19 protein-coding genes are annotated in these 20,130 nt (G+C 62.6%); 12 read left to right on the top strand and 7 right to left on the bottom strand.

The genetic code is table 11. From position 1 onward, the window contains the following. Positions 1–156: 156 nt before the first annotated feature. Positions 157–1,515 carry a TrkH family potassium uptake protein gene (locus ACSEXS_RS18730; protein WP_438435046.1) on the top strand — a complete coding sequence of 453 codons (1,359 nt, stop codon included), beginning with the start codon at positions 157–159 and terminating at the stop codon, positions 1,513–1,515. A 252-nt stretch (positions 1,516–1,767) separates the two neighbouring features. Here ACSEXS_RS18730 and pdaA read toward each other — a convergent pair whose 3' ends face one another. Both pdaA and ACSEXS_RS18720 read right to left on the bottom strand, forming a co-directional pair. Beyond that, positions 1,768–2,523, bottom strand: a complete 756-nt coding sequence (gene pdaA, locus ACSEXS_RS18725; RefSeq protein ID WP_438435045.1) for a delta-lactam-biosynthetic de-N-acetylase — start codon at positions 2,521–2,523, stop codon at positions 1,768–1,770. 406 nt (positions 2,524–2,929) lie between these two features. Then, complete coding sequence (locus ACSEXS_RS18720) at positions 2,930–4,297, bottom strand: aldehyde dehydrogenase (protein ID WP_438434773.1); 1,368 nt, start codon at positions 4,295–4,297, stop codon at positions 2,930–2,932. Positions 4,298–4,814: 517 nt separating this feature from the next. On the opposite strand from ACSEXS_RS18720, the gene ACSEXS_RS18715 reads away from it, so the two are divergent. Both ACSEXS_RS18715 and ACSEXS_RS18710 read left to right on the top strand, forming a co-directional pair. Beyond that, positions 4,815–4,988 (top strand): hypothetical protein, encoded by a 174-nt coding sequence (locus ACSEXS_RS18715; RefSeq protein ID WP_438434772.1) that lies wholly within the window; start codon positions 4,815–4,817, stop codon positions 4,986–4,988. Between the two features lie 119 nt (positions 4,989–5,107). Further along, positions 5,108–5,809 (top strand): DUF554 domain-containing protein, encoded by a 702-nt coding sequence (locus ACSEXS_RS18710; protein WP_438434771.1) that lies wholly within the window; start codon positions 5,108–5,110, stop codon positions 5,807–5,809. Here ACSEXS_RS18710 and ACSEXS_RS18705 read toward each other — a convergent pair. Together ACSEXS_RS18705 and ACSEXS_RS18700 are read right to left on the bottom strand one after the other, a co-directional pair. Then, positions 5,778–7,229: an O-antigen ligase family protein gene (locus ACSEXS_RS18705; RefSeq protein ID WP_438434770.1), complete on the bottom strand. Its 1,452-nt coding sequence runs from the start codon at positions 7,227–7,229 to the stop codon at positions 5,778–5,780. The two genes, ACSEXS_RS18710 and ACSEXS_RS18705, sit on opposite strands and share 32 nt — an antisense overlap. A gap of 290 nt (positions 7,230–7,519) precedes the next feature. Further along, positions 7,520–8,332, bottom strand: a complete 813-nt coding sequence (locus ACSEXS_RS18700) for a TspO-related membrane protein (RefSeq protein ID WP_438434769.1) — start codon at positions 8,330–8,332, stop codon at positions 7,520–7,522. A gap of 195 nt (positions 8,333–8,527) precedes the next feature. On the opposite strand from ACSEXS_RS18700, the gene ACSEXS_RS18695 reads away from it, so the two are divergent. The 8 genes from ACSEXS_RS18695 to ACSEXS_RS18660 all read left to right on the top strand — a co-directional run bounded on the left by ACSEXS_RS18695 (position 8,528) and on the right by ACSEXS_RS18660 (position 15,809). Further along, positions 8,528–9,301: a GNAT family N-acetyltransferase gene (locus ACSEXS_RS18695; RefSeq protein ID WP_438434768.1), complete on the top strand. Its 774-nt coding sequence runs from the start codon at positions 8,528–8,530 to the stop codon at positions 9,299–9,301. 91 nt (positions 9,302–9,392) lie between these two features. Continuing rightward, complete coding sequence (locus ACSEXS_RS18690; protein ID WP_438435044.1) at positions 9,393–10,685, top strand: MFS transporter; 1,293 nt, start codon at positions 9,393–9,395, stop codon at positions 10,683–10,685. Between the two features lie 223 nt (positions 10,686–10,908). After that, positions 10,909–12,501: an amidohydrolase gene (locus tag ACSEXS_RS18685; protein WP_438434767.1), complete on the top strand. Its 1,593-nt coding sequence runs from the start codon at positions 10,909–10,911 to the stop codon at positions 12,499–12,501. Positions 12,502–12,617: 116 nt separating this feature from the next. Continuing rightward, on the top strand, positions 12,618–13,151 hold the full coding sequence (locus ACSEXS_RS18680; RefSeq protein WP_438434766.1) for a GNAT family N-acetyltransferase: 534 nt from the start codon (positions 12,618–12,620) through the stop codon (positions 13,149–13,151). Beyond that, complete coding sequence (locus tag ACSEXS_RS18675; RefSeq protein WP_438434765.1) at positions 13,148–13,672, top strand: hypothetical protein; 525 nt, start codon at positions 13,148–13,150, stop codon at positions 13,670–13,672. Before ACSEXS_RS18680 ends, ACSEXS_RS18675 begins: the two co-directional genes overlap by 4 nt. Continuing rightward, positions 13,638–14,336, top strand: coding sequence for a DJ-1/PfpI family protein (locus tag ACSEXS_RS18670; RefSeq protein WP_438434764.1), 699 nt, complete (start codon positions 13,638–13,640; stop codon positions 14,334–14,336). Before ACSEXS_RS18675 ends, ACSEXS_RS18670 begins: the two co-directional genes overlap by 35 nt. A 96-nt stretch (positions 14,337–14,432) precedes the next feature. Then, positions 14,433–15,200, top strand: a complete 768-nt coding sequence (locus tag ACSEXS_RS18665) for a DUF6199 family natural product biosynthesis protein (RefSeq protein ID WP_438434763.1) — start codon at positions 14,433–14,435, stop codon at positions 15,198–15,200. A gap of 33 nt (positions 15,201–15,233) precedes the next feature. Then, entirely contained in the window at positions 15,234–15,809 is a 576-nt protein-coding gene (locus tag ACSEXS_RS18660) for a DUF4269 domain-containing protein (RefSeq protein WP_438434762.1), read from the top strand. Between the two features lie 80 nt (positions 15,810–15,889). Here ACSEXS_RS18660 and ACSEXS_RS18655 read toward each other — a convergent pair whose 3' ends face one another. From ACSEXS_RS18655 to ACSEXS_RS18645, 3 genes are all read right to left on the bottom strand, one after another. Then, on the bottom strand, positions 15,890–16,282 hold the full coding sequence (locus ACSEXS_RS18655; protein ID WP_438434761.1) for a hypothetical protein: 393 nt from the start codon (positions 16,280–16,282) through the stop codon (positions 15,890–15,892). A 103-nt stretch (positions 16,283–16,385) separates the two neighbouring features. After that, positions 16,386–17,366, bottom strand: coding sequence for an ABC transporter permease (locus ACSEXS_RS18650; RefSeq protein WP_438434760.1), 981 nt, complete (start codon positions 17,364–17,366; stop codon positions 16,386–16,388). Then, positions 17,350–18,264, bottom strand: coding sequence for an ABC transporter ATP-binding protein (locus ACSEXS_RS18645; protein ID WP_438434759.1), 915 nt, complete (start codon positions 18,262–18,264; stop codon positions 17,350–17,352). Before ACSEXS_RS18645 ends, ACSEXS_RS18650 begins: the two co-directional genes overlap by 17 nt. A 548-nt stretch (positions 18,265–18,812) precedes the next feature. Here ACSEXS_RS18645 and ACSEXS_RS18640 point away from each other — a divergent pair. Continuing rightward, positions 18,813–19,943, top strand: a complete 1,131-nt coding sequence (locus ACSEXS_RS18640) for an LCP family protein (RefSeq protein ID WP_438434758.1) — start codon at positions 18,813–18,815, stop codon at positions 19,941–19,943. Positions 19,944–20,130: the final 187 nt, after the last annotated feature.

Raw genomic sequence — 20,130 nt, 5'->3', positions numbered from 1 at the left:
CGGCGGACAGGCCTTATACAATGGCCTTGAGAAGCGGACGCGGGGAGGGAGCGGAACGTGGCGGAGGCGCATGGCCGCCGCTATGGCCTTTGGCTCCTTCGCGCCCCGCTGCCTAGCCATTCTACCGGGAAAGGAACCGACCTCTTGAAGCCCTTCATCCCGCTCGCCCGGTCCCTCCGCCTGGCCCGGCTTCATCCGCCGCAGGTGCTGGCCCTGGGCTTTATCGTCATCATCGCCATCGGCGCGTTCCTGCTGAACCTGCCGATCGCTTTCCACGGCGCCCGGGACCTGCCGTTCCTGGACGCCCTGTTCATGTCCACCTCCGCCACCTGCGTCACCGGACTGTCGGTGATCAGCCCGGGAGAGGATTTTACCTTATTCGGCCAACTGGTCATTCTCACGCTCGTGCAGCTCGGCGGGCTGGGGTTCATGACCATGGCGACGCTCGTCGCCCTCGTGGCGAAGCGGCGAATCACCTTCAAGGAGCGGCTGATCCTGCAGGAAGCCATGAACCACGGCTCGGTGGAGGGCATCGTTCGGCTGATCCGCCGCGTACTGCTCTATTCGCTCGTGATCGAAGCGGTGGGAGCCCTCCTGCTGTCGGTCCGTTTCCTCCTGGAGATGCCGGCCGACCAGGCGATCTATTTCGGCCTGTTCCACAGCATCTCGATCTTCAACAACGCCGGCTTCGATCTGTTCGGCATGTTTCCCGGACGGCCGGGCAGCCTCATCGGCTACGTGGACGACCCGTTCGTCAACGTGGTGACGATGGTGCTCATCTTCCTCGGCGGCATCGGCTTCATCGTCATCGACGATCTGCTGCACTTTCGCGAACGGCGCAAGCTTACCCTGCACAGCAAGGTGGTGCTGTCCGTTTCACTTTTCCTGATCGTCTTCGGGGGGCTGGTCATCCTGGTCTTCGAGTACACCAACCCGCTCACGCTGCAAAAGCTGTCCTTTCCCGAAAAGATGCTCAGCTCGCTGTTCCAATCGGTGTCGATGCGCTCGGCCGGCGTGACCACTTTGGACGTCGGCGGCATGCGGCAGGCGACCCAATTCTTCTCGATCCTGATGATGTTTATCGGGGCCGCGCCCGGCTCCTCCGGCGGCGGCATCAAGGTGACGACCTTCGCCATTCTCGTCGGAGCGGTCATCGCCATGCTGCGCGGCAAAGAGGACATCGTGCTGTTCAAGCGCCGGCTCGCCCGCGACCGCGTCAACAAAGCGATCACGTTCACGCTGTTCTCCTTCTTCTTCATCATCCTCGGGGCGATGATCCTGTCCGTCACCGAGAGCTACGACTTCCTCGGCATCCTGTTCGAGGCGACCTCGGCATACGCCACGGCCGGTCTCTCGACCGGGCTCACGCCGCAGCTCACCGGCTTCGGCAAGGCGCTGCTCATGGCGATGATGTTCGTCGGCCGGCTCGGTCCCGTGACGCTGGCCTTCGCTCTTACGCCGAAGCACGAGAAGGAACTCGTGCGCTACCCCGAGGGCAAGATCACCATCGGCTAGCGCGGTGCGGCCTGGTGGCAAAGCCAAGAGCGGCGTCCCGCGCAGAAAAGCATATCGGCGCCCGTTTGACCGGCATAGAGCGCAGAAAAGCATATCGGCGCCCGTTTGACCGGCATAGAGCGCAGAAAAGCATATCGGCGCCCGTTTGACCGGCATAGAGCGCAGAAAAGCATCCCATCCCCCTGTTTGAAGCGGGGGATGGGATGCTTTTTTTGGCATGGGAAGCCGACAGCATTCCCGCTTGCGGACGAATCAATACGTCCGGGCGGCGATGCTGTCGAGGCTCTTGAATTCGTAGCCCTGCTTGCGGGCGTCGTCGATGATTCGGGCGAGCGCCTGGGTATTGTCCCGCGAGACGGAGTGCAGCAGGATTACTGCGCCGGGATGAAGCTGCGCCATGACCTGACGGTAGGCGTAATCCGCGCCGCGCTGCTCATTCGGGTCCCAGTCCTTGTAGGCGACGGACCAGAACACGTTGGAATAGCCCTCCTCCGCGCAGACGCGGAGGACCCGCTCGCTGAAGATGCCGCGCGGCGGCCGCACGAAGGCCATCTTCGGGACGCCGGTCAATTCCGTGACGGAGGCTTTGACCTTGGCCAGCTCCTCGCGGATTTTGCCGTCGGAGACCTGCGTCATATCGGGGTGGCTCCAGGAGTGGTTGCCGATGAGATGGCCTTCGGCGGCCATCCGCTTCACCAGCTCCGGCTTGCTCAGCACATAATGGCCGGTCAGGAAAAAGATCGCCGGAACCTTCTTGTCGCGCAGCACATCGAGAATAGCCGGGGTAAATCCGTTCTCGTAGCCGTTGTCGAAGGTGAGATACAGGTCCTTGGCTCCGGGAACGGCGGAAGAGGTGCCCCGGAAGATGGCGCGGTGCTTCTCCAGGATGTCCTTGAAGCCCTCTTCGTCGATGGAGGCGGGCTGCCCCCCCTTGCTTCGCTTGAAGCCGAAGTGGAAGGCGCCGTCGGCTTGGGCGGGAACGGCGGGAACCGGAGCGGCCGCAGCCAGGTCAGCGGCAGCCGGATTGGCCGCAGCGGCGCTCCGCTTAGCCGCGGAAGCGGTCTGCTGAGCGGCGGAGACGGTCTGCTCGGCTGCGGAGGCGGTCTGATCAGCAGCGGAAGCGGTCCGATCAGCTCCGACTGCGGACGAATCGGCCAGCTCGGCGGTTCGGTTGGCATGAGCGGTGTCGGCCCGCGAGCCGGTCAGCGCGGTGAGGGGGAGACTGGCAAGGAGCAGAATAACGGCGACGACCGCAAGCGCGGAGGAGCGGTACAGTTTCGACATGGGAAGCCTTCTCCTATTCGTGGCGGGAATGGCGCCGGCCGCTTCAAGCGGGACGCTTTGTCTACTATCCCACTTCCCCTTTGCCGTTATGCGTTCTGTCGGCACTTTTGCCGTTCGGCCGCTCCTTCTCTCACTTCATCAGCTTGCGCAGCAGGCCCAATCCCGCTTTGGAATCGGGGTAGCGGAAGGGCAGGTCGAAGCGGCTTGTCTGGTGCAGCACGCTTTTGTAATGCGTGAAGGTGTCGAAGCTCGCCCGGCCGTGGTAGCTGCCGGTGCCGCTCGTTCCGACGCCGCCAAACGGCAGATACGGACTCGCCAGGTGATAGACGGCATCGTTCACCGCTCCGCCGCCGAAGGACGTCTCCCGCAGCACGCGGCGGGCCATCTCCCGCGATTCGGTGAACAGGTAGAGCGACAGCGGCTTCGGCCGGCTGCGGATGCCGGCCAGCGCTTCGTTCAGGTCGCGATAGGTAAGGACCGGCAGGATCGGACCGAAGATTTCATCCTGCATGACGGCGGAGTCCGCATCCATGGCTTCCAGGACGGTCAGCTCCATGGCCCGGGTCGCTTCGTCATAGCCGCCGCCGAAGACGACGCGGCCCTCGTCCAGATACGAGACGAGCCGGCGGAAATGCCGCTCGTTCACGATCCGGGTCAGATCGGGATGGCGCAGCGGGTCGCTTCCGTAAAAGGCGTTCGCCTGTTCTCGCAGAGCGGCCAGCAGCGGCTTCTTGACCTCCTCGTGCACGTACAGGTAATCGGGGGCGACGCAGGTCTGACCCGCGTTCAGGGTTTTGGCCCAGGCAATGCGTCTCGCCGCCTTGGCGAGATCGGCATCGCGGTGGACGATGACCGGCGATTTGCCGCCCAGCTCCAGGGTGACGGGCGTCAGATGGCGGGCGGCCTTCTCCATGACGATCCGGCCGACCGCCGGGCTGCCGGTGAAGAAGAGGTAATCGAACGGCTGGGCGAGGAGCGCCTCGCTTGCGTCCACCCCGCCCTCCACAACGGCGATGTAATCGGCCGGGAAGGTGTCGCCGATCAGGCGGGCCAGCACGGCGGAGACCCGCGGCGTCAGCTCCGAAGGCTTGACCACGGCGCAGTTGCCGGCGGCGATCGCGCCGATCAAGGGAGCGATGGCAAGCTGGACCGGATAATTCCAGGGAGCGAGGATGAGGGCGCTCCCGTAGGGCTCCGGATAGATCCGACCGACGGAGCCGATATGGGTAAGCGGCGTAGGCACGCGCTTCGGCTTCATCCAGCGGGCGAGCCGCTTGCGGATGAAGGAGATTTCGGTCAGGCACAGCGCAGTTTCGGTGAGGAAGCTGTCCCGCTCCGATTTGTGCAGGTCATCGCGAAGCGCGGCAAACAGATCGGCTTCATGCGACTCGAGAGCGCCGCGCAGCCGCTCGAGCTGCTCCAGACGGAAGGACAGGGGCAGGGTGGCCCCGGTGGCAAAGAAGGTGCGCTGGCGGTCCAGCAGCAGGTCCGGATTCATGAGAAGCTCCTTTCGCAGGTCTTGCCTCAAGCGGGGAAATCCCACTTTTTTCAGTATACACTTCAGTATACACCAAACCCCGCTGCGAGCCCCGCGCCACACCAATACCTGCGTGCAAACCTGCGGTTACCCCGCTGCGGGCTCTGCTCGATTCATGGAAGGCCCTCCAGTGAAGCGGCTGGCCTTGATAAACGCACGCTTGTCGGGCGATAAGCCGGACTTTCTCCGGAAGACGCTTTACCGAGATAAAGAGGCGAAAACGGGAGCATGTTTTCATTAGGCCGTCTTCCCGGGGCGCAGTCTTCCGAAGATGGCGGATTTTACCCGGGAGAGCGGTAAAATCCGGTTTTATCGCTCCGGCAAAACGCGCTATAATGAAAAACATTGAAACAAGAAAGCGGGCTTCCCGGAGGGGAGGCAACCTCTTTCGAACCGGCCGTCTCCGGCAGCCGGTCCTCGCGCGTTCGCCGGGGCCGACCGTCGGACAGAGCCAATTCAAATTAGGGAGTGGACGAAGTTGACCCGTGAACAAGTGTTGGAACGCCAGTCGGAGATGCTGAAACGCAATATGCAAGAGCTGATCATGAAGCAGAATCAGCGCGGACTCAGCAGGCAAGACGGAAGATACCTGCAGCAGGTCATCAAGCAGTTTCATCAGAATGTTCATAGCCTTCACGACTCCGCCAAATAGAGCCTAAGCCAAGACGACGGCTTTTTAAACCAAGCGAGCAGACGAAAGCAGGCGCCCCGTCCTTTTGGGAACGGGGCGCCTGTTGTGCAATCGATGCCGTAGAGAGGACGTAAACGGACATGTTCATGTCATTGTGGGGAACCATCATCAATGCGCTGGCGATTGTCGCCGCCAGTCTGCTCGGCCTGGTTTTGCCGAAAATGCCGGAGACGATGCACCGCACGGTGATCCAAGCGATCGGCATCTTCACCTGCGTGCTCGGAGCGGGTATGGCGCTGAAGGGAGAAGAGCCGCTCTATCTGGTCGTGAGCCTCGCCGCCGGCACGCTGATCGGCGAGGCGGTCGGCGTGGAACGGGGCTTCGAGCGGGCGGGCGCCTGGCTGGAGCGCAAGGTCGGGGCGGCCGGCTCGGGCAAGGTCGGCGAAGGCTTCGTCACGGCGACGCTGATCTTCTGCATCGGCGCCATGGCTATCCTCGGGCCGATCGAGAGCGCAACGGGCCAGGGGCACTCCCTCTTGTACACCAAATCGATCATGGACGGCATGGTCGCCTTAATCCTCGCTTCTACGCTCGGCATCGGCGTTATCTTCTCGGCGCCTGCCGTATTCGTCTACCAGGGCGCGATCGCGCTTGCGGCCTTCTGGTTTGCCGGCCGGTTCAGTCCCGGCGCGCTCGCTTTGACGGTTAGGGAGATTTCCGCCGTCGGCGGGGTCATGATCGTCGGGGTAGGGCTGAATCTGCTGGAGATCAAGAAAATCCGCGTTGCCAACATGCTTCCCGCCCTCGTCGTCATGGCGCTGTTGATGGCTTTGCTGCGGTAGCGGCCTCCTCCCGGGCAAGCCCCGAAGCCTTCATGCCGATAACCGCCAGCGTCCAGAACCAAATGTTGAGCGAATTCCACCAGAACGTTTCCAGCACAGCGGAGATGAGCAGGAAGGCGATGATCGCGAGCAGCACGGCTCCGCAGAGCAAGCGGTAATGGCCCCGGCCGCGGAGGAATCCGCGTGCGACGGACCAGGTGACGGCGCCGATCAGCAGCAGGAACAGACTCAACCCGACGAGTCCCGTCTCGGAGACCATCTTCAGGTACGTATTGTCGAAGGTGTTGAGCGCGTTCGGGTCGCCGCTGTCGAGATAGCGGCTCTCGCCGGAGACGAGCGGGTAATTGCCGAAGCCGATGCCGATGTAGGGGCTATGCTTCAGGATGAGCACGGCGCTCTTGAACTTGTACATCCGGTGCCAGTAGGAGCCCGTGTCCACGACCTGCTCGGGACTGAGCCGCAGGCTGAGCTTCTCGGCGGCGGCGGTGCCTTGAATGGCCGGAAGGACGAACCCCCAGACGAACAGCGCAGCGGCGGCGACGATCGACAGGGTGCGCAGCTTGTTCCGGCGAAAAGCCAGGTACAGGAGCGCAATGAGCGCAAGTGCGAGCCAAGAGGTTCTTGACATGGTGCAGTACAGCGAAGCGAGCTGGAGGACGAATGTCGAGCCGTACAGCCATTTCTGCAGCGGACGCACGCCCCGGCGCATCCGATAGACGAGCAGCGGCAGCAGGGTCACGTTCAAGCAGGCGAGCACATTGGGCAGCGCCGTGGTCGAATAAGCCCGATACACCCGGTAGAAAGTCAGATTCGGCATCGGCTGGTGCAGGAGCGTGTGGAAGATAAAATTGTCCTCCAGGAGGTATTCGACGACCGCGAGGGCCGACATGACGGAAAAGCAGAAGGCAGCCGCGTCGATGACGAATTCCAGCCGTTTTCCGTCGGTGAGCAGGTAGTGCATCGCCGTGTAGACCAGCAGAGAACCGGTGACGAACCGGAAGGTCTGATACAGCGTAGCGGAGGGATATTCCGCCGCGAAGGCGCTGACGAGCACGGCGAGCAGGAACACCGCGAAAAGGCTGAAGAAGGGGGCTTTGCGCGCCGATACGGGCTCGTCCTTGGCCTTGTACAGCAGGGCGAGCGCAAAAGCGGCAAAGACGGTGAGATTGAGCGGGTTGAGCGGGCCGACCGTAAGCGACGGGGGCCAGAAATTCGACGGCGGCAGGACGACGACCGCCGAGACCCCGAGCAGAAGCAGGCGGGGCAGGCCGAGGCGGAAGAACAGGACGGCAAAGACGGCCGCCCCCAGGCTGAAGGCCAAGAGAAGGGCGGGCTGTATCGCCGCAGCCGCTCCCGTCAAGGCGAAGAGAAGCAGGGCGGCTGCCTTGAGAGGAAGCCGTTTTGGCGCGAGAAGGTCCATGCTGGCGTTCGCCTCCGATCCGCCGGCGAAAGAGGCCGGCTGTGTTCTGATATCGACACTGATACAAATTGTAACATATTACATAATGTATCATGGCGGCGGCCTTCCGGCAAGAATGCGCGACAAAAAAGACCGCCCGGATGGGCGGCCGTTGAAACGGGGAGAAACGGTATCTTTTCGAATAAGAGCCTTAGTGCTTACAAGGAATGACTTGAGCGGAAGCTCTCCTTTATCGGTACACTCCGATTAAGCGAACCTTTATTTTTGAGCAGAACGGGGTTGCGAGAAGATTACCGGGCCCGCTCTTTGCCGGGCATGGACCAGGTACGGTGGAAGAAAGGAATGAGAGAGAGCGCGATGGCCAGCATGAACGCGGCGAGGATGAGCGATGCGGCAAAGACGGCCGGATGCTCGTGCTGCTTGACGGCGACTCCGGCGAAGGCCCAGACGAAGACGGCTGCGAAGGCCGGATCGCGGTAAGCTCGGCTCACCGCGGTCGCTAGCGCTGCTCCCGCTGTCAGGATCGCCACCGCCCAGAAGGTGTCGCTGAGTCCGAAGCCGTTCCACTCCGACTGATAGAGGAAAACGGCGACGTTCACCAAGGTGGCCATGGTGATCCAGGCCGTATAGAGGCTGAAGGGCAGAAGCACGAAAAGGCGGTCGCCAAGACCCGGCTTTGCGTTAACGGAGCGGGTGCGCGTATAGAGAAGAACGAGCGTGATGAGCAGCAGCACGATCACCAGGGTCGAGGCAAAGATCCGGTCATTGCTCCACAGGAACAGCCAGGCGATGTTCAACAGGCAACTGAGCAGGAACAGCCCGTCGGTTCGGCGGATTCTCCGGTTGTTCAGCGTGCCGGGCAGCGCTTGATAAATACAGAAGGCGATCACGAGTGCGTAGATAAGGCCCCAGATCACCGGGAACACGTAACCGGCCGGGGTGATCATCACCGGGTATTTAGCGGAAATTGCCTGGGTGGTTTGCCCGCTGGGCGGGTTGGTCGAGAACAGATAGTTGACGATCAGCATGGCAACGGCGGCCAGCGGATTAAGCCAGCGCCACAGCTCGCGGCTTCCGGCGGCAGACAAGGAATTCGGGTTCATTTTTATACGCCTCCTTGGATGGGGGTCGATTCAGGATGTCCTCCCTCTCTTTACCCATATTCCGGATCGGACTAGCGGTATGCCTGTTCATATGGGGATAATCGGTGAAGAAACCTCATTCGGGCCTAGCGTATTCGTGGTATAGTGATGAAAAACTTCGGCGAGGCAAATCCGGCCCGGCAAGGAGGACGTTTCATGAAGCAAGCAGACCCGATGCGTCAGCGCATCGCCGCTTACGAGGAATTCGCCGCCAATACCTGGCCGGCGCTCTCCGTTCAATGCCTGGGGGGCTGGCTCCTGCGCTCCGCCGGGGGGTATTCCAAGCGGGCCAATTCGGTTCTGCCGCTTTATCCGTCCCCGCTTCCGGTGGACGAGCATATCGCCCTGTGCGAGGAGCATTACGCGCGGCTGGGGGCTTGTACGGTGTTCAAAATGACCGACGCGTCGCAGCCGGAAGGGTTGGACCGGGAACTGGAGCGGCGGGGCTACCGCAAGGCGGAAGTGGTCAGCGTCCAGACGGCGAGGCTGGAAGCCTTCGGGGAGGAGGGGGCGGGAGGCTGGGACGAAGGAATCGAACGCTTGGAGCCTGAGCCTTGGCTGGAGCACTACTTGGCGCTGAACCCTGGACTGGAGCTGCACCGGTCCACCATCTCCCGGCTGTTCGGGCTGCAGCCGAACCCCAGCGTATACGTGCGGATAGGCGAGAACGGGGCGACGGCGGCCGTCGGCCTCACCGCCGTAGCGGGAAGGCGGGCTGCCGTGTACGACTTGATGACCGCGCCCGGCTTCCGCAGGAGAGGATACGCCGGCCGGGCGCTGCGGGCGCTCTGTGCGGAGGCCCGCCGGCTTGGGGCGGAGGAGGCGTTCCTGCAGGTGTTGGCGGATAACCATGCGGCGACCGCCCTCTACGAAAAGCATGGCTTCCGCGAGGCCTACCGGCAGTGGTACCGGATTCAACCGACGCGATAAAATTACAGCATTGACAAATTATTGAAAGTGTCCTACTGTCAGTAGTAAAAAAGCCAATTGGAGCTTGCTGGAAAGAGGAACGAAGTTGGACATGTCTTTTTGGAAGCTACAGCGCAACGTCAAGGCGCGGATGATCGAGCGGGTTATGACGCATATGATCAACAATTGTATTTTTCCGTTTATGGGCATCTACCTGGCCTCTCAATTCGGAAAACAACTGACGGGAATTCTGATGACGGCCACTGTGTTTCTCGCCTTTGCGGCCGGCATCTTCGGGGGACATTTATCCGACCGGATCGGCCGAAAAGCGCTGCTCGTCGGGACGGAAATTCTCCGCTTCGCGGCGATCGCCGGAATGGTCGTCGGCAGTACGGCGGCCGTTCACTCTCCGGCATTGGTCTATACCGGCTTCTTTTTCTGCTATTTTTGCTCCGGACTGTCGGGACCGGCGGGAGACGCGCTCATCATCGATTCCAGCGAGAGCGAAGAGCGCCGCTACATCTATAGCCTCGACTATTGGCTGTGGAACATTTCCGTGCTGGTCGGCATGATCGTCGGCGGCTTCTTCTTTAAGCTGCACCGGCTGGAGCTGTTTGTGGCGCTGGGCGTCGTCTCGCTGCTCTCCATCGGCATTCTGGTATTTTTCATCAGGGAAAGCCGGAAATCCGCCTCCCCCCCGGAATCGGAGGAACGCCAAGGCTTCCTGCGAAGCACGGCCGCCAATTACCGGACCGTGGTGACGAACGGGGTGTTTCTGGTATTTCTCGCGGCCTCGCTGCTCGACATTTCCATTCAACTGCAATTCAACAATTATACGCCCATTCACCTGTCCGACGCCGTAAGCGAAACGGCCTTGTTCACCGTATTCGGCCACACCGTGAGCGTGGACGGCTATAAGCTGTTCAGCCTGCTGAACATCATCAACACGGTGGCGGTCGTCCTCCTCGGCACCTGGATCCGCAAGCGGACGATGAAGCTGAAGGACAACACCGTGATTTTGGGCGGGCTTGCGCTCTACACGCTGGGCTACGTCTTCCTCATCTCCTCTACCGTTCCGTGGCTGCTGATTGCCATGATGGTGGTCGTCTCCTTCGGCGAACTGATCTACGCCCCGCGCAAGCAGGCGGTTCTCGCGGATCTCGTTCCGGAGGACCGGCGCGGCTCCTACATGGCGGTCAACGCGCTGACGCTGCGCGGGGCGATGATGATCGGCGCCTTGTCGGTGACCCTAGGCGGCTTCATCCCTCCCTGGGCGATGGGAGTGGAGCTGGCATTGATGGGGCTGGCCAGCTTGGCCCTCTACCGCCGGATGTTCCGGCTGAGGCGCCCGGCTTCCTCCGACCCGAGCGCGGCGGCCCTGTCGGCGGCTCCCCCTTCAACCTGACAGCGGCGCCGCCGACGGTTCCCCCTCTTCCTGATAGCGGCCCGTCGACGGCTTGAGGCACATGTCCCCTCCGGACATGTGTTTTTTTGGTCGGCCGACTGGTCAGACTCGGGAGCGGCGGGTAGAATGGATGAAACGATGGCCTGCGGGTGCGACCGCTGCCGCGAGCGGCAAAGAATAGGAAGGGCAACGAAGCGAAGAAAACCGGACGGAGGGAGAAAGAATGGCGGGAATCTGGTACCGCGGCGGGCGCGACCCGCTTGCGGAGAAGCAAGAACGCAGCCTGTCGATCTATACGGAGGACGGTCTCATCCGGGCGGTCGGGACCGATCGGGACATCGGCCTGCAGCTTGCCGGACGAGCGGACCGGCAGGTCGACCTGGAGGGCGGTTATGTGCTGCCCGGTCTCGCGGATTGTCACATGCATCTGTCGATGCAGGGAATGAAGCTGGCCGCGCTGGATTTCAGCGGCGCAGCCTCGAAGGAGGACATGCTCGGCCTGCTGCGGGAGCGGGCGGCGGCCACTCCGCCGGGGCAATGGATTCTCGGGCTCAATTGGAACGAGAATGCCTTCCGCCCGGCGGTCGCACCGAACCGCGACGAGCTGGACGCGGTGACATCGGAGCATCCCGTTCTGCTGACGCGCGTCTGCTACCATTCCTGGCTGGCCAACAGCGAGGCCTACCGCCGGGCGGGCATCGGCGAGGACGCCGAAGACCCGGCCTCCGGCGCCTATGGCCGCGACGAGCGGGGGAGGCTGAACGGGCGCATCTACGAGGATGCGGGAGTCGCCTTCCAGGCGGTTCTGCCGGAGCCGGATTACGCCGCCAAGAAGGCTTGCATCCGGCGGGCGGCCGAGTATGCGCTCTCGCTCGGCCTGACCGCGGTGCATACCGACGACCTGCGCTACCTCGGCAGCCTCGACCTCCTGCTTCGCCTTCACCGCGAGCTGCGCGAGGAGGGCATCCGGCTGCGCACCCATCAGCTCGTCTATTACCCGTTCCTCGCCGAAGCCGCCGAGCTCGGCCTGCGGGCGGGAGACGGCGACGAATGGCTGCGCATCGGCGGCGCCAAGCTGTTCGCCGACGGCGTTCTGGGCGGGCGAACCGCCTGGCTCGGCGAGCCTTACGCCGACGACCCCGGCAACTGCGGCATCCCGATTCACACGCCCGAGGCCTTCGCCGCCATTGTCCGCGAGGCGCGGGCGGGCGGCTTCCCGGTCGCCGTCCACGCCATCGGCGACGCCGCCGCCGGGCTCGCGCTCGCCGAGATGGAGCGGCAGCCGGTCCAGGCGGCGAGCCCGCTTCCCGACCGGCTGATCCACGCGCCCGTGCTTCGCCCGGAACAGCTCGTCCAGATGCGGCGCTTGAGGCTCGCCGCCGACATCCAGCCGCCGTTCGTGGCAAGCGACTACCCGTGGGTACGGGAGCGGCTCGGCAGCCGGCCGGTCCACCGCTACGCCTGGAAAACGCTGCTGCAGGCCGGCATTCCCTGCGGCGGAAGCAGCGATGCCCCGATCGAGCCGCTCAGCCCATACCACGGGCTGTATACGGCGGTGACCCGCCGCAAGCCGGGGGAACGCCATGAGGGGTACGAGCCGGACGAGAGGCTGACCCTGGCCGAGGCGGTCCGGCTGTACACCCGGGGCAGCGCTCAGACGGCGGGCGAAGAAGGGCTGCGGGGCAGCCTGGCCTCCGGGTACGCCGCCGATTTTACGGTGACGGACCGGCCGTTCGCGGACGACCCGGAGGAGTGGCTGGGCATTCAGACCCGCTTCACGGTCGTGAATGGAGAAATTGCGTTCCGCCGCGGCTGACGGGCATCTGCCGCAAGTTCGGCGCCAAGGCGTCAGGGCAGACAGCAGGGCAAGGGCGAGAGCCGTCAAGGAATCAGCAAAATGCGGGCACGAAGGCCCGACGGGAGAGGGTTGCCATGGAGCTAGAGACGGAACGGCTTGTTCTGCGCGAGTATGCAAGCAACGATTATAAAGCGGTACATCGCTACACATCCGATGCCGAGACGACGAAGCATATGCTATGGGGACCGAACACGGAGGCGGATACGCGAGCGTTCCTCGCTTCGGCGGCGGAAACGGCGGGGGCCGACCCGCGCACGGGCTTTGAGCTGGCGGTGATCCGGCGCGAAGACGGCCGGCTTGCCGGCGGCGTCTGTCTGTACCGGGACGGCTTCCGCGGCGAGCTCGGCTACTGCTTCGCCCCCGAGCACCGCAATGCCGGTTATGCCACGGAAGCGAGCCGGGAGCTCATGCGGTTCGCCTTTGAGGAATTGGGGCTGCACCGGCTCTACGCCACCTGCCGCCCGGAGAACGCGGCGTCGGCGCGCGTCCTGGAGAAGCTCGGGCTGCAGCGGGAGGGCCATCTGCGGGAGCACCGCTTCGCCAAGGGGCGGTACCACGATTCCCTGCTCTACTCCATGCTGGACCGGGAATGGAGCGGCAGCCGATGAGACCGTATGCGATCGGTTTCCTTGCGCTCATGTTCATCGGCTATCTGATTCTGGCCTGGCGTTCCCTCAAGGCCTCGGCGCTGGCGGGGGAGCCGGTGCTTAAGGGGAGTTCCCTCATCGTCAGGCCGTATGTCTATCCTCTTAATCTCTTATGGATGTCTGCGATCCTCGCTCTTCACGTCAACCCGTGGCAAGCCGGTCTTTTGGCCGCGCTGCTCGCGCTGCCGCTTACGGTTGGCATGCGCTTCAAGCTGGGGGAACGCGGGCTGCAGGTCGGCCCGACATTCGTCCCGCGCGAGAAGCTGCTCGGTTATTCGGTCTATGGGGACAGCTGGCGGCGAATCGAAGTTATGCCCAAGCAGGGAAAGGATCTGTACCGCGGCCAGTTCAAGCGAAAGCTGAAGGAAGACGAGATCGCCGATCGTTTGGCGGCGTATTTTGCAGCGGCTTCAGCCAGTGAGTCGGAGGAGAGGGGGAGCGAAAGCCATGAACGAAGAGGCGGAAGCGCGAACAGCGGATGAAGCAGGCCGAGTAAAAGGTCGGGAAGCGAGCGCAGGCCGAGCGGAAACTGCGAACCGGGTGCGCAAAGTCGGCGTCTTGTTATTCGACGACGTGGAGGTGCTGGATTTCAGCGGCCCTTACGAGGTATTTGCCATGGCCGGCAAGCAGGGCGGAGATTTCGAGTTATTTACGGTAGCGGAGGAAGTCCGGCCGATCCGGGCGGTCGGCGGCTTGAAGCTGCTGCCGGATTATACGCTCGGGGATTGCCCGATCCCCGACATCTTCCTCGTACCCGGCGGGCTCGGGACGCGCCGCGAAATCTCCAATCCGGCGCTGCTCGACTGGATCGCCGCGACGTCCGGAGCCTGCGAGATGCTCTTGTCCGTCTGCACGGGAGCGCTGCTCCTGGCGGCGGCCGGTCTTCTCGCCGGGCTCGATATCACCACGCATCATCATTCCATCGCGCTCTTGCGTGAGCTCGCTCCCCAGTCGGCGCGAATCCGCGAGGATGCGCGCTACACGGACAACGGGCGGATACTGCTGTCGGCCGGCGTCTCGGCAGGGATCGATATTTCCCTGTACGCGGTGGAGCGGCTGCTCGGGCCAGAACGGGCGCTGCAGGCGGCCCGGCAGATGGAGTACGCCTGGGAAGGAGCAGAGACCGGCAAGCAGCAAGCCGAATAGCAGTCGACCGAATAGCAGCCGAACCCGATGAAACCGGCGACCGTCTTTTGCGTTAAATTAGGAAAGAGTTTACTTTTAACCTGAAGGGATCGGTCGATGGTGGAGGAGAGCGGCTTTAACGGAGAACAAGGGGAGCAGCGACGGAATAACGGCATGGGCCCAAGAGGATGGACCTGGCGGCGGTGGTTGCTGGTGCTGGCTGGAGCGCTGATCCTGGCAGCGGTCGTATGGTCCATCCCCCGGTTCGGCGACCCGGTCTTTCATGTGGATGGGGCCAAATACCGGTATGCCGGAACCAGCGGCGGCGGCGAGCTCTACCGGACGAAAGGGCAGGGCGAACCGATTACCATCCGGCATGACGGCAAGCGGACCGAGATTCATATCGGGCAGGAAGCTTTTCAGGTGCAGCGGATGGACGCGGTCGAAGGGGCCGATCAATACGAAGTGACCGATTCCATCGGGACCCGGGTGGCTAAGGAGCTGAGCGGGTTGGTTCTGGTTCGCCAGGAGAACGGAGAATTCGTTCCGGAGTTCATCGGTTATGCCGTTACGTCGAACGGAGAACGGATTTATTCCGACCCGCAAGAGCATCCGGTCCCGGCCGGTACGCTGGTGCAGATAGCTGATCCCACTCTCTGGACCAAGGACGGGCAGGTTGGCTATTACCTGCTTGGCGTCTTCCTGCTCGCGGTAAGCTGGCTTCGCTGCCGGTTTGTCGAGTTTTTCTTTCGGCTCGAATACGGGCTGTGGGTCGAGGACCCGGAGCCGACCGACTTCTATCTGCTGGTGAACCGGGTGGGGTCGATTGCCTTTGCGGTGGTCGGGGTGTGCTGCCTGCTTGGCGGTGTGCTGTCCGTGACGTAACTCGATTTGCAAACAAAGGAGAAGCAGCATCCGATGAACAAGAAGGCAAAAGCGACTCTGCTGCCGCCCGGCATGGAGGACGGAACGCCCCGGCAGCGGGATGCGGCGCGGACGCTGAAGGAGCTTCGGCTCGCGGAAGAGCTCGCCGACGGTTCGCCGAGGCTGGTGGGCACCATCCCGCTCGGAATCGATGTCGAAGGCTCCGATCTTGATGTGATCTGCGAGGCCGCCGACTTGACTGCTTGGCTGGCGCGGGTGAAGGAGCTGTACGGGGAACGGGAGAACTATCGCGCAAGCCCGGACGGCTTCGAGATGGCCACCGCCAGCTTCCGCCACCGGGGCTGGGAGATCGAGCTGTTTGCGCAGAACCGCCCGACGGAGGAACAGAACGGATACCGCCACATGGCCGTGGAGGCGAGGCTGCTTCGGCTGATGCCGCCCTGGGCCAGGGAGCGGATCGTCGCCTGGAAGGCGGCGGGGATCAAGACAGAGCCCGCCTTCGCCCGCTTGCTCGCGATTCCGGGCGATCCGTATGCGGCCTTGTTGGAGCTGGAACGGCAGACGGACGAGGCGCTCGCCCGGCTCCTGGCCGACGCCGGAATCGAATGAACGCATAGAAACGCCGCCAATCCCCGTAGTCGAGGGAATGGCGGCGTCTTTTGGCTGACTGATGAAATCCCGGAATGGCGTCAGCGATCCTCGCGGGGGTCCACCCGGCGGAAATCGTCGTCCGGGTCGTCGGCGCCTGCCCCGTTCAGCAGATCCGTCCCGTTGACCACGTCGGTCGGAGGTGCGGCCGGATCGACCGGGGAATCTGCGGCGATCTCATCCGCATCGGGCACGGCGGCCAGGTCGATGGCGCCGACCGGCTCGTCGGGATCGTAAGCCTCGGGTCCCTCTTGGGCGAAGGCGCGGCCCGAATGAAAAGCGTCGGTCGGCTCCTCCCGATCCGGAGCACCGGACAATCCATCGCCTTCGACCGCATTCCAGGCCGGGGTAGCCAGATCGTTCGGGGTGGTCCCGCCGAACACATTTTGTCCCCAGGTTCCTGCTTTTTCCGTAACGCGTTTGTCTTCTGCCATCGCTGCTTCCGCCTCCCGCTTGAATTTGCCTATTCTTACCCGTGAGGGTCGTCCGTTAAACGTTTCCCGGAGCCGGGGCCCTTTATTCAGCGGGGGATGGCCATCAGGCGGCAACGTCCCGCTTGGTGAAGACCGCCCAGGACAAGGCATTCATGGCGATGAAGTAACCGACAAGCACCAGGATGGAGAAGGTCAGGGTCATGTCTGTGCGCAGCGGTCCTCCGGTTCCGTTAATCATCGTCATATCCCCGCGCGCCGTTCCGTCCAGGTAAACGGACAAATCCGTGTTGGCGAACAGGTAGTATTTGATCCACCAATAACCCTTGAGCAGGGAAACGGCCGTGTTGCTGAGCAGCAGCACCGCCATGGACAGCGCGATGGCCAGCGAGCTGGAGCGGAAGACGGTGGAGATCATGAAGGCCAGCGTAACCGTCATGAGCAGGCTGACACAGGACAGTCCGTAGGTGGTGAGCACATGGACCAGCAGGCTCTGCTCGTGCACCGTTCCGTCTAAAGCTTGATAGAGATGATTCGGGATCGAGGCATCGAAGCCGTTCCACAGTACCCCAAAGCCGTACGAGGAAGCGAGCAGAACCAGCAGCAGGAAAAAGCTGAATTGCAGGGCGGCGAGGTATTTGGCGAGCAGGATCTTGGCGCGGCTGTGCGGCCGAATGAGCAGCAGCTTGACCGTACCCTGGGAGAATTCGCCGGCCACCGCATCGGCAGCCGCGATCACCGTAAAGATCGTCACCAGAATAATCAATTGGCTCAGATCGAGCAGGGTGCCCCAAGCGGTTCCGGTCGTCGGAGGCACCTCGTGGTCCAATCGGTACTGGTTCAGCTTAAGCTGCCCTTCATAGTAGGCGCGGGCTTCCGGGGAGGGGTCGTCCTGCAGATACTTCTCGTAATTCTGGCTATCCGCGGTCACGGCTTGCTTCCAATCGGCGGGAGCCGGCTGGACGCGGTGAATCTGGTAAGAGGCGAAGGCGGCGATGCCGACCAGCAGCAGCACCAGAATCCAGGTGCGCGGACGGCGGTACAGCTTCATGTTCTCGTTCTTGATGAGCCTAAGCAATGCGATCACTCCCCGTCATTTCCAAGAATTTGTCTTCCAGGCTCTTCGTCACCCGGCGGAAGCCGTATAACCGAACCCCGGCCCGAATGAGCGCGGCGGCGAACTCCGCCGCTTCCTCCCGTTCGGCCGCGACCTCGATGCCGTCCGCCACGATTTCGGCTTCGCGCGCGACGGAGATCACTTCCTTCGCTTTGAACGGGTCGTCGACCTCAAAGACGAAGCGGCTTGCCTCTCCGCCGGCCACCAGCTCCTGCATCGAGCGCACATCGACCAGCCGGCCGTTCTGGAGAACGCCGATGCGGTCGCACATCAGCTCCATCTCGGACAGCAGATGGCTGGAGACGAGCACCGAAATGCCGCCCTCCCGGGCCAGCTTCCGCAGGTAATCGCGCAGCTCGCGGATTCCCGCCGGATCGAGGCCGTTGGTCGGCTCGTCGAGAATCAGCAGCGAGGGCTTGTGCAGGAGCGCCTGCGCTACGCCGAGCCGCTGCCTCATCCCGAGCGAGTACCGCTTTACCTTGTCGTGAATGCGGTTCTCGAGGCCGACGAGCTTCACGACCTCCAGAATCCGCTTGCGGGTTACCCCGGGAACCATGCGGGCGTAATGGACCAGATTGCGGTAACCGGACAGGTACTTGTAAAATTCGGGATTCTCGACGATGGCGCCGACATGGCGGATGGCCCCCTCGTAATCCTTGGAGACGCTTTTGCCTTCGATCAGCACATCGCCTTCGGTCATGCCCATGAGCCCGACCATCATGCGGATCGTCGTCGTCTTGCCGGCGCCGTTCGGGCCGAGGAAGCCGAAGATTTCCCCCTTGCGGATCTCGAAGCTGAGCCGGTCGATCAGGGTTTTGCCGCCGATCCGTTTGGTCACTCCGAGTAGCTGCGCCGTCGGTGTTTCCATGATTTGTTCCCCCTTGTGATTTATCGCTTCTCTCAGTTTAGAGGGCGAAGGCGGGGAGGAAAACCGACCGGGGCCTGTTTCGGTTCCTGGACCGAGGTCGGGGACGGAGCGGGGCGAAAGGTCGGGATCTCATCCTTGGGAGGCGCCGCCGACAGCCGTGCGCATGAAAAAAATTCCGTCCATATGCATCCTTTCGACAGCCTGATCCGTCCTATTCTTCGGGCAGCGGCACCCGTGCGTGGATACCCGCCGCGAAGCGGCCCGGTCTCGATGCCAGGCCCGACAGAACGCGCAAGACCCGTTCCGCACTCCGGATGATTTCGCCAAGAGCGATCTCCGGCAGCGAGTATGATTCTATGAGCGGGATAATACCATAGAAGAGAGAAAAGCGGCGTTTCGGGCCAGGATGAGGAGCGGCGGCGAAATTCGGAGACATTTTTCGGGAAATTAGCAGAAAAAACTAGAATTTTCGCAGAATAGACACAAATAAGCGCCCGGATCGAGGTAAAATGCCGTAAGTACCCTTAGTGCCGATTAGGAGGGAATGCATGAAAAAGACAACCAAACGCTGGATCGTCGGAGTCTCCGTCACCTTGGGCGTCGTGCTCTGCGCCGGAGGCGCGTATGCCGGTTATATCTACCACAAGGCCGACCAGGCCATTCACCATATCGCCGCTTCCCCGACTCCCAAACCGGCGGTGAGCTCGTCTTCTCCGGCGGCAACGCCCGCTCCCGAGGAGGAGGATAAGCCGATCTCGTTCCTGCTGACCGGGGTGGACAGCCGCGGCGGCAGCGACGGCTCGATGAACACGGACGTGATCATGCTGCTCGCGCTCAATCCGAAGACGGATTCGGCGACGATCGTCTCGCTGCCGCGCGATCTGGAGCTGAAGCCGGGGGACATTCGCAGCCACAAGGCCAACTACTTCTTTCCCCATTACTACCTTGAGGACCCGTCGACGGCTTTTGCCAATACCAAGGCGCTGTACAGCCGGCTGCTCGGCGTTCCGCTCGATTACATGGCGATGATCGACTTTCAGGGCTTCCGCGAGGTGGTGGACCAGCTCGGCGGGGTGAAGGTGGACGTCGACATGGACATGAAATACCGCGACACCTCCGACGGCACCGACATCGACCTGAAGAAGGGCGTTCAAACGCTGAACGGCAAAGACGCGCTCGACTTCGTCCGGTACCGCAAATCCAACCAGGGAACGGCGGAATCGTCCGATCTCGCCCGCAACGGCCGCCAGCAGCAGGTTCTCAAGCAGATTCTCGAAAAGCTGACCTCCGTCAACGGACTGGTCAATCTGGGCGATCTCCTCGACATCGCCGGCAAGAATGTCAAGACGGATGTACCGGAGAACGAACTGAGAAGCTGGATCGCCCGCATTCGCGATCTCAAGCCGGATGAGACGGAGTTCATCCCCCTGGAAGGGGAGTGGATCAGCCCGTACATCGTTCCGAAGGAGTCCGATTTGAAGACGGCGCTGACGGCCTTCCGTAGCCGGCTCGGACTCACGACGACGGAAGCGGATGGCGCGCAGCTCGACCGGCTCGCCGACGGCGTCGGACTCATCGCCGACAGCGGAGCGGACGGAAGCTCGGACGGTCCGTCCGGCCAGACGGGCGGAACCAAGAGCGCGAGCGGTCCGGAGGAACAAACCGGCACGAACAATTGACCGTCTCCGGCATGAACGGAAGACGGGTAACGCTGAAAACGGCAAAAGCATCCGGGTTCCTCGGAACTGACCCCCGTTTGCGAGACAGGGATCAAAACACCTTGCGTCATGAAGCAGCCAGTTGCCGGTATTCAATCGGTGACTGGTTGTTTAGTTTCGCTTGAATTCGTATTGCGTTATAATAATG

It is taken from the genome of Gorillibacterium terrae (genome assembly GCF_051594785.1).
Classification (GTDB): domain Bacteria; phylum Bacillota; class Bacilli; order Paenibacillales; family NBRC-103111; genus Gorillibacterium.
Note: the sequence above shows the minus strand (reverse complement) of the source record. Positions and strands in the feature narration are given on the sequence as shown.

Excerpts from the sequence above, each read along its gene's own strand:
- ACSEXS_RS18720 (WP_438434773.1), bottom strand. The coding sequence starts at position 4,297 with ATGAATCCGGACCTGCTGCTGGACCGCCAGCGCACCTTCTTTGCCACC.
- ACSEXS_RS18710 (WP_438434771.1), top strand. The coding sequence starts at position 5,108 with ATGTTCATGTCATTGTGGGGAACCATCATCAATGCGCTGGCGATTGTC.
- ACSEXS_RS18705 (WP_438434770.1), bottom strand. The coding sequence starts at position 7,229 with ATGGACCTTCTCGCGCCAAAACGGCTTCCTCTCAAGGCAGCCGCCCTG.
- ACSEXS_RS18700 (WP_438434769.1), bottom strand. The coding sequence starts at position 8,332 with ATGAACCCGAATTCCTTGTCTGCCGCCGGAAGCCGCGAGCTGTGGCGC.
- ACSEXS_RS18695 (WP_438434768.1), top strand. The coding sequence starts at position 8,528 with ATGAAGCAAGCAGACCCGATGCGTCAGCGCATCGCCGCTTACGAGGAA.
- ACSEXS_RS18690 (WP_438435044.1), top strand. The coding sequence starts at position 9,393 with ATGTCTTTTTGGAAGCTACAGCGCAACGTCAAGGCGCGGATGATCGAG.
- ACSEXS_RS18685 (WP_438434767.1), top strand. The coding sequence starts at position 10,909 with ATGGCGGGAATCTGGTACCGCGGCGGGCGCGACCCGCTTGCGGAGAAG.
- ACSEXS_RS18680 (WP_438434766.1), top strand. The coding sequence starts at position 12,618 with ATGGAGCTAGAGACGGAACGGCTTGTTCTGCGCGAGTATGCAAGCAAC.
- ACSEXS_RS18675 (WP_438434765.1), top strand. The coding sequence starts at position 13,148 with ATGAGACCGTATGCGATCGGTTTCCTTGCGCTCATGTTCATCGGCTAT.
- ACSEXS_RS18670 (WP_438434764.1), top strand. The coding sequence starts at position 13,638 with ATGAACGAAGAGGCGGAAGCGCGAACAGCGGATGAAGCAGGCCGAGTA.
- ACSEXS_RS18665 (WP_438434763.1), top strand. The coding sequence starts at position 14,433 with ATGGTGGAGGAGAGCGGCTTTAACGGAGAACAAGGGGAGCAGCGACGG.
- ACSEXS_RS18660 (WP_438434762.1), top strand. The coding sequence starts at position 15,234 with ATGAACAAGAAGGCAAAAGCGACTCTGCTGCCGCCCGGCATGGAGGAC.
- ACSEXS_RS18655 (WP_438434761.1), bottom strand. The coding sequence starts at position 16,282 with ATGGCAGAAGACAAACGCGTTACGGAAAAAGCAGGAACCTGGGGACAA.
- ACSEXS_RS18645 (WP_438434759.1), bottom strand. The coding sequence starts at position 18,264 with ATGGAAACACCGACGGCGCAGCTACTCGGAGTGACCAAACGGATCGGC.
- ACSEXS_RS18640 (WP_438434758.1), top strand. The coding sequence starts at position 18,813 with ATGAAAAAGACAACCAAACGCTGGATCGTCGGAGTCTCCGTCACCTTG.